This window comes from Marinococcus sp. LNSP9103-4 (assembly GCF_056034345.1).
This window is the reverse complement of sequence record NZ_JBQLIA010000013.1, coordinates 69,365-77,277: the sequence shown is the minus strand read 5'-3', so window position 1 is coordinate 77,277 and position 7,913 is coordinate 69,365. Positions and strand designations below refer to the sequence as shown.

Below are 7,913 nucleotides of genomic sequence, written 5' to 3'. Positions count from 1 at the left end.
CGAACACGGAAGTTAAGCTCTTCAGCGTTGATGATAGCCGGGGGTTCTCCCCCCGTGAAAGTAGATCGCTGCCGGGCACTAAAGCCTTTTTCTCTTACTTGAGAGGAAGGCTTTTATTATATGAAATGATTTAATAATTGAGGTTGACTATGTCTTCAAAGCCCTTTACAATAGTATTTGTGTCTAAATAAGTCATACATAAGCTTACATAGCTGAAACGTTTTATTTTATCTGCTTCCTTAGCTCAGCAGGTAGAGCGCATCCATGGTAAGGATGAGGTCACCGGTTCGAATCCGGTAGGAAGCTCCATTTAATTAAATGACAACGCCAGTCCGAAATGCCGGGCTGGCTTTTTGTATTCAGGCGGCTTTTAACAAAAGACGTGCTGGATAAAGATACTCCTTATTTTAAAAATTGGCGGAATAGGGTAAACTATACTCGTTCCAGCAAAAGAACGGTTACTGTTAAAGAAGCGGTGGTGAGGTTTAAGTGAGGAAAAAGAAGTACGCTGATTATGCTGAATTAAACGCTGTAGAATTAGAAGGTCGTGATTATGAAATACGTGTACTTCAGGGTCGCCGTAAAGCCCTGGCAGCTCTGGCTCCGCATGGGGGAGCTATTGAAGCAGGAACAAGTGAACTGGTCGAAGAACTTCACCACAGCTGTCACTTTTCCGCTTATGATTTTCGTGCCAAAAAACGTACCGGTAACAGAAGTCTGCATATCAGATCCACACGTTTTGATGAACCAAGAGCCCTCTTATTAGCTGCTGAAGCTTTATTTACAGTTACTCTTCATGGATACCGGGGAGAGGAGAAAAAAACCTATATAGGAGGACTGGATACGTCTACGGCAGACCTTATAGGTACAGGGCTGGCTGCTGCCGGTTTTAATGTGGATTTTGATCCCCCATCTGCTATAGAAGGAAAGTACGAAAACAATATATGTAATAAAAATGCAAGAATGCAGGGAGTACAGCTTGAGATCAGTTCAGCCCAGCGACGTGCTTTTTTCGCTAATGAAGACTTGCGCAGTGCAAATAGAGGCAACCGTCTTTCTTCTTTTTATACGTATGCTGAGGCGATTGGGAGAGCTGTAATACGGGCGGAAACCACCGCTCGCGTGAAAGAAATGCAGATGTCTGAATAAACAACGACCAGGCTGATTTAAAAGCCTGGCTATTACATAAAAAGCTGATAAAATGCGATCACCGCGTTTACAGCAAAAAGAAGACCGATAAGAAACCCTCCCAGTAAAGATACTGTATTAACCCGTATCCGCGGGTCACGGATAGTAAGAGCTGCAGCCAGGGTTAAGGTGATGAGCGCTGAAAGATAAAATCCGAGTCGGAGTATTTCATGAGCGCTGTCCCCCAATTCCCATGTCAGTGCCTGATAGATCATTCCCATTCCGAATATAAGCATTACTGTAAAGAAAATGACGCCAGCGCGTCGCAGAACAGACAGTTGAAGCACCTCCATTATTTATCAGTTATATGTATTTAAGTATGCTTGAAAACGAACCAGAGCGGCCCCCGGCTTCGAGATTGCTTCCGGCTCTCTTCCGCCCCCCTTATAAGTATAACGCATGGGAATGATCCGTAATAATAATATTGGGAAAAGAGAGGAGCATTTTATGTTTACGTACCGTATTCGTGAAGATCTCTATTTAAAGCTGCTGGAGCCATCAGATGCGCAGGCTGTTTTTGCGCTGACAGACAATTCACGGACTCATCTAAGACAGTGGCTGCCATGGGTCGATCATACCAATGAAGAAGAGGACACAAAAGCGTTCATCCATAGTGTGCGCCAGGGGTGGGCGGATCAAAAGCTTTTTTCAGCTGGTATCGTTTTTCAGGGAAGCCTTGCAGGCGTAGCCGGCTTCAACCGTCTGGATCATCAAAACAGCCTTGGGGAAATTGGCTACTGGCTGGGAGAGGATTATCAGGGGAAAGGCATTATGACTGACGCTGCGAAAGCATTTATTTCTTATGGCTTTGAACAGCTTGGCTTAAATAAAATCGTTATTAAAGTTGCCGCGGCTAACGAAAAAAGCAAGGCGGTGCCAGAGAGACTGGGTTTTAAGCAGGAAGGGATACTGCGGCAGGAACACTGGCTGCATGATCAATACGTGGATATTGTAGTTTACAGTCTTCTGAATGAAGAATGGAAAATTTAAATGGTCGCAACTGTGCAGGGAAATATATTATAATAATGCAATGTGTGCAAATCCATAATTAGATTGAGGGGTTATTTTTGGTGATTGTAGTAAGTGGAATGATTGGAATTGGCAAAACGAGCGTCGCGCAAATACTTGGGGAAGGCTTGGATTCGAAAGTGTACTATGAGCATGTATCAGAAAACCCGATTCTTCCCTTGTTTTATCAGGCAGATCAAAAAGAAATTAATGAAAAAAGGTATCCATTTTTGCTTCAGCTCTATTTTCTCCGGACAAGGTTCCAATCGATCAAACAGGCTTACAAGGATGACGATGCTATTTTAGATCGGAGCATTTATGAAGATTGGTATTTCACAAAAATTAATCGTGATCTCGGAAATATTAACGATATGGAGTTTTCCATTTACGAAGGCCTGCTCGAAGAAATGATGAAAGAAATTGAAGGGCTTCCTTACAAAAAGGCACCGGATCTTAACGTTTATCTGCGTGGCTCCTTCGAAACAGTAATGGACCGGATTTTCGAACGCGGGCGGGATTTCGAACAGGACGAGGAACTGGTGGAATACTACCGGAAGCTCTGGGAAGGCTACGACGACTGGCTGGAAAATTACTATAGCGCGAGCGATACACTAATTGTAGATATGGATAAGACGGATGTCGTTCACAACCCCCAGGATGCTGAAGACCTGGTGGAACAGGTGAAAGATCTCCTGCATGCGAAAAATAAGATATAGCCAGAATAAAGCTCCCGGGAATAAAGTCTCCGGGAGCTATTTCTTATATAACTAGAAAATTATGCAGGAAAAGTATGGGAAAGGAAAAATATTGAATATTATTGCATGACAATCATTGCAGTAATATTTCAAAAAATTGTAATAGTTTACAGTCTTCTAACAACAATGTGTGAGACCTTGTAGTGCTGAGAGTCGCTACGTATACTAAGCCGTAAGCAAACATATCAAATAAAAAATTAGGAGGTGACAGCGTTAATTTATTAACGGGCAGAATTTATACATATAGGAAACACAACCGTGCCTGAAAGTAACACTGTTAATAAACATAACGTGCACTATTTATGAAAAAATTTGTAATGAGCTCGGCAGTAGCGGCAGCTATTTTATTCGCGCCTTCAGTAGCGGATGCTTCCATCGGGGATCAGAACCTTAAATCAGGAATGAAGGATTCAGATGTTTCGGACCTGCAGCAATGGTTGAATGATAAAGGCTACGAAGCAGGCCCTGTAGACGGTGTTTTTGGTCCACTGACAAAGCAGGGTGTTGAATCTTTTCAGGCAGCGCAAAGCATCTCCGTAGATGGAGTTGCCGGGCCGGAAACGTTTGGGGAAATGAACTTAGGAGATTCGGTCTCCTCGAAAAGCAGCTCAGATTCCTCAGAGGATACAGCAGTAGCCGCAGAGTCTACATATAGCAGCTCTGGATTTGCCCTTCCGGCTTCCGGGCCAGTAACGTCTGAATACGGCCAGCGTGGAAGCGGATCCCATAATGGAATCGATATTGGGTACGGCGGCAGTTCAAGCATTTCTGCTTCTGCTTCCGGAACAGTAACCTATGCCGGCACTATGAATGGCTACGGTAATACAATTATTCTAGAGCACACTGTTAACGGACAAACGTACAATACCCTGTACGCTCATTTAAGGTCCATTAACGTATCAAACGGGGAAGCAGTATCTCAGGGAGAAAGTATCGGTGTGATGGGTAACACCGGCCGGAGTACGGGCAGACACCTGCATTTTGAAGTACATGAAGGTGCCTGGAACGGGGCAAAATCAAACGCTGCTAACCCGCGTTCCTACGTTTCTTTCTAAACAAATATTAAAAACAGCGCAGCCTCTTAATCAGAGGCTGCGCCGTTTTTTTATACAAGTTATTCTTCAGAATCGCTGTTTCCTTCTGATTCAGAAGCTACGTTATTTTCGATGTCTGCATCTTCACGCAGCTGCTCAGTATATTCCTGCTGCTGCTGCTGCTGTTTCTGTGATTCAAGCTGTTGTTCAAGCTGTGGACGAAGGTCCTCAAGAGAGCCTGCTTCTTCTCCCTGGCCTTGCGAAACCTGATCGTATAATTCTTCGACTTCTTCGTCAGAGACTTCTACATCTTCAAGCTCTTCGTCCAGGAGAGCCTGTATCTGCAGGGAAGTTCGTGCTTCCTCGCGCAGTTCTTCTTCTGTGTAGCCCTGTTCTTCAAGAGCCTGCTGGTATTCTTCATCAGATTCAAACTGTTCTCTGAGAGAGCTTACCTGCTCATCTACGTCTTCTTCATTAACCTCATAATCCCCTTCTTCAGCTTCCTGTACTAAAAGCTCCTGGTTAATAAGGGATTCAGCCGTTTGTTCTTTTAGATTTGCCTGAAGTTCTTCATTACTCTGGTCACCAGAGGCGGCAGCTTGAGGAGCATACTGCTCATAGTTAGTAGTGAAAATTGGTTCAAATTCGTCTTTGGTAATTTCTTCTCCATTCACGGTAGCGACTGTGTCAGGTACATCGCTTAAATCCGGTTCAGGTAAATCTTCTGCTTGTTCTTCACCGGAGGCCTGTTCTTCAGAGGATCCTTCATCTGATTCTTCCTGCTGGTTATTTTCTTCGTTGTTATTGGAGTTTTCCTCTGACTGCTGTTCTTCGTTTCCGTTATTGTTATCAGAGGAATTCTCCCCGCCGTCGCCGTTACTGCAGGCACCAACAATTGCTACCGACAGGGCGAGGCCTGTACTCAGAATCCATTTTTTGCTCACTCTGATTTCTCCTCTCCATTGTATGCTCTTCGGGCATTGTAACACACGTCGTTACTCCTGTATGCTTTAATAGTCTATAAAAATGTATAATTATTATGAAAACTTGTAAAAGAAGAAAAAAGTGTTGGAAGTTGCGGGAGATTGTATGGAAATCTCAAAATTTCCCGGGAAATGACCGTAATATTCCAGGAGAAAGAGGTGGACGGTCAGTATGGCTGCGTATATTATGCTTATTATGGTAGTGTTTTTTTATTCTGGAAATATTTTGGTAGGAAAGGCTATCAATGATCTTCCTCCTTTTACGATAGCTTTTTTCAGGCTGATTATTGCTTTTTTGTGCATCATACCCCTGGGATGGAAAAGCGCCTGGAAGGCAAGGAACTTATTTTGGAAGCATAGGCTGCCTCTTATTATTTTAACAGCTACAGGAGTCACGTTTTTTAATACATTCATTTATGGGGCACTCCAATTTACTTCATCGACTAATGTTTCTGTACTGGAAACAGTAATTCCAGCAGTAACCGTTTTATTAAGTACATATATTTTAAAAGAGAGGCTGCGCTATATTCAATGGATTGGTGTCGTACTATCCATCGTGGGGGCGCTGTGGGTAGTAATGAATGGGAAACTGTTTGCCGTAGCAGAAATGAACTGGAATGCCGGCGACGGTATTATGGTAGGGGCGGTGGCCTGCTGGTCCATTTATTCCATCGCTGTTAAACGTTATATGCATCTGTTTCCTCCCTACGGTGTACTGCTCGTAATGACAGGAGCCTCCATTATATTATTACTTCCTTTTATTACGGCAGAGTGGCTCCTTCTCGGTGTGCCTTCCTTCACCTTAAGCGAACAACTGCCAAGCCTTGCTTATCTGGGGCTTTTTCCAGGTTTCATCGCTCTATTGTTTTATAACCGGGCAGTAGACCAGCTTGGTGCCTCAAAAGCTTCAGTTTTCCTGAATTTTCTTCCCGTCGTTACGATGGCGGGGGCGGTGCTCTGGCTTGGAGAAACATTAACACCGGCTAAGATGATTGGGGCCCTGATTGTGATAGCCGGGGTGCTGCTTACCACACAGGGAAAACCAAAACGGTTTCCTGCAGAACAAACGAAAAAATAGTCCGTAAAAAGCTGCTTCTCCCGGATAGGGAGAGGCAGCTGTTAGTGTTCTTCGGGCGTCTCTGGGCCGGAGAGGGCTCGCTGGTAAAAAACAAGATCAAGCCATCGTTCAAACTTGTACCCGGCTTTTTTTACCGTGCCCACGTATTCAAAATCCTCCGTTTCGTGCAGATAGATGCTTCCCGGGTTGGAAGAGTCTATGCCGGCGATCATAGTGGCGAAGCCTTCCCGTTCCGCCTGGTCGATTAAGGCACGGAGCAGGGCACGGCCGATCCCGGCACCGCGGGCGCCGGGGTGAACATACACTGAATGCTCAATGGAGTATTTGAAAGCTGCCCAGGGACGGAACGGCCCGTAAGCAGCATACCCCTGGACCTTTCCATTCTGCTCATAAACAAAAACAGGAAGGCCGTTTTGCTTTTTTGACCGTAGCCATTCCAGCCGGTTTTCTGCCGAATAGGGATGGTAATCGTAGACAGCGGTCGTGTTTATGATTGCGTCATTATATATCTCGGTAATTGCGTGAATATCTGCTTCTTCAGCCTGACGGATGCTCATAGGAATTCCCCTTTCTCCGCTTAAAAATAATACAATTCCTTGCTTTTAGCAATCATTATGTATAAAGAAAGGAAGAGCAGGGAATATATTTGAAGGACCGTAAAGAGAATAGCCGAAGAGGCTAAATAGGAGGGAGAGCAAGATATGACACTAAAAGTAGTTTTTGATTCCGGGATCGCCGGTAGTGACCGCATTCAGGTGAATGATGAAATTACGCTGACGTATACGTGTGAGCATTATGAACCAATAGACGGCTCTCCATATTTTAAAGTGAATTTTGAAACAAAGGACCCTTTCGAACCGGAGAAGGGGACTGTCTATTTTGATGGTACAAATTCCAGAGTGGATAAGTACGGTCATGTGTTTTATCTTTTATAAAAAGAAGCTGCCTGTGCGGCTTCTTAGTACATAAGAACAAGTGGGAGTGCGGGCCATGTGGTTTATTTTAGCGCTGTTAAGCGCCGTGGTGTTTGGTTTTTCTTCTTTTTTCATGAAGGTTAATTCTTTTTGGCAGCTGCCGTTAACGCCTTTTTTGACAGGGCTCTACGCTAGCGGGAGCTTCGGTTTTCTGGTATATGCTTTAATGGAGGAATCCTTGCATATGAACCTCGCAGTGCTTTTTAGCGGGATAATGGTGGGGGCGGGGTCCACGTTCGGAAACCTTCTATACATGAAAGCTTTAAACGTTGGGCCAGCGAGTCTTTCCTCTCCGCTGGTAAATACAAACATTCTGCTGATTGTTCTCCTGGGTGTGCTGGTATACGGGGAGCAGATTGGAGCAGTGCAGTATGCGGGCATTGGTTTAATTATGGCAGCTATTGCTGTGCTTCCGTTGGATCCGAAGGAGGACTTCTCGATAAAAAGCGGCATATGGTATGGCTTTATTTTAACAGCCACATTATTTATGTTTTTCCGGAATGGAGGGCTGAAAATAACAGAAGAGGCCGGACTTGAGAATACGCCGGTATTGTTTACAGGCTATCTGTTTGGCATGCTGTATTCGTTATACGGATGGCGCCGGGAAAAGAAGCAGCAAGCCCGTGCCACTGCTCATATACATAGGAAAAAGGCCTTTAGGTGGGGGCTGGTTACGGGGGTCTTTTCGTTCGGAGGGATGCAGCTATATGCTGCCGCTCTTCGGGAAGGACCGGCAAGTATTATTTCTCCTCTGTTTGCAGCTCACGCGCTTTTAGTAGCGGTGCTTTCCATGCTTTATCTGCAGGAGCGCATTACCAGGTATCAGGCAGTAATCCTTGCAGTGGTTCTTATAGGGATTGTTTTTCTGCGACTGTAATACAAAAATCCGCCAA

The 7,913-nt window shown here is 44.7% G+C and carries 10 protein-coding genes, 1 tRNA gene and 1 rRNA gene; 9 read left to right on the top strand and 3 right to left on the bottom strand.

Translation table 11 applies throughout. The features are described 5' to 3' along the window. From rrf to ACTRXG_RS10450, 3 genes are all read left to right on the top strand, one after another. A 5S ribosomal RNA gene (gene rrf / locus ACTRXG_RS10460) occupies window positions 1-77 on the top strand; the annotation flags it as partial. A gap of 156 nt (window positions 78-233) precedes the next feature. Then, window positions 234-309, top strand: a tRNA-Thr gene (locus ACTRXG_RS10455). A 180-nt stretch (window positions 310-489) separates the two neighbouring features. Then, a complete protein-coding gene (locus ACTRXG_RS10450; RefSeq protein WP_474284867.1) occupies window positions 490-1,149 on the top strand; it encodes a poly-gamma-glutamate hydrolase family protein in 660 nt (219 codons plus the stop codon). A 32-nt stretch (window positions 1,150-1,181) separates the two neighbouring features. Here the strand turns inward: ACTRXG_RS10450 and ACTRXG_RS10445 are convergent, their stop codons facing one another. Beyond that, window positions 1,182-1,481 carry a hypothetical protein gene (locus ACTRXG_RS10445; protein ID WP_474284866.1) on the bottom strand — a complete coding sequence of 100 codons (300 nt, stop codon included), beginning with the start codon at window positions 1,479-1,481 and terminating at the stop codon, window positions 1,182-1,184. 154 nt (window positions 1,482-1,635) lie between these two features. On the opposite strand from ACTRXG_RS10445, the gene ACTRXG_RS10440 reads away from it, so the two are divergent. The 3 genes from ACTRXG_RS10440 to ACTRXG_RS10430 all read left to right on the top strand — a co-directional run bounded on the left by ACTRXG_RS10440 (window position 1,636) and on the right by ACTRXG_RS10430 (window position 4,006). Then, window positions 1,636-2,178, top strand: coding sequence for a GNAT family N-acetyltransferase (locus ACTRXG_RS10440; protein WP_474260841.1), 543 nt, complete (start codon window positions 1,636-1,638; stop codon window positions 2,176-2,178). Window positions 2,179-2,258: 80 nt separating this feature from the next. After that, window positions 2,259-2,912, top strand: a complete 654-nt coding sequence (locus ACTRXG_RS10435; protein WP_474260842.1) for a deoxynucleoside kinase — start codon at window positions 2,259-2,261, stop codon at window positions 2,910-2,912. 341 nt (window positions 2,913-3,253) lie between these two features. Beyond that, complete coding sequence (locus ACTRXG_RS10430) at window positions 3,254-4,006, top strand: peptidoglycan DD-metalloendopeptidase family protein (RefSeq protein WP_474260843.1); 753 nt, start codon at window positions 3,254-3,256, stop codon at window positions 4,004-4,006. Window positions 4,007-4,065: 59 nt separating this feature from the next. Here ACTRXG_RS10430 and ACTRXG_RS10425 read toward each other — a convergent pair whose 3' ends face one another. After that, entirely contained in the window at window positions 4,066-4,929 is an 864-nt protein-coding gene (locus ACTRXG_RS10425; protein ID WP_474278135.1) for a SurA N-terminal domain-containing protein, read from the bottom strand. A 211-nt stretch (window positions 4,930-5,140) separates the two neighbouring features. On the opposite strand from ACTRXG_RS10425, the gene ACTRXG_RS10420 reads away from it, so the two are divergent. After that, window positions 5,141-6,046 (top strand): DMT family transporter, encoded by a 906-nt coding sequence (locus ACTRXG_RS10420; protein ID WP_474260845.1) that lies wholly within the window; start codon window positions 5,141-5,143, stop codon window positions 6,044-6,046. Between the two features lie 41 nt (window positions 6,047-6,087). On the opposite strand, the gene ACTRXG_RS10415 is transcribed toward ACTRXG_RS10420, so the two are convergent. Then, window positions 6,088-6,603 carry an N-acetyltransferase family protein gene (locus ACTRXG_RS10415; RefSeq protein ID WP_474260846.1) on the bottom strand — a complete coding sequence of 172 codons (516 nt, stop codon included), beginning with the start codon at window positions 6,601-6,603 and terminating at the stop codon, window positions 6,088-6,090. Between the two features lie 144 nt (window positions 6,604-6,747). On the opposite strand from ACTRXG_RS10415, the gene ACTRXG_RS10410 reads away from it, so the two are divergent. Together ACTRXG_RS10410 and ACTRXG_RS10405 are read left to right on the top strand one after the other, a co-directional pair. Next, entirely contained in the window at window positions 6,748-6,981 is a 234-nt protein-coding gene (locus ACTRXG_RS10410) for a hypothetical protein (protein ID WP_474260847.1), read from the top strand. A 55-nt stretch (window positions 6,982-7,036) separates the two neighbouring features. Continuing rightward, window positions 7,037-7,897, top strand: a complete 861-nt coding sequence (locus ACTRXG_RS10405) for an EamA family transporter (protein ID WP_474260848.1) — start codon at window positions 7,037-7,039, stop codon at window positions 7,895-7,897. Window positions 7,898-7,913: the final 16 nt, after the last annotated feature.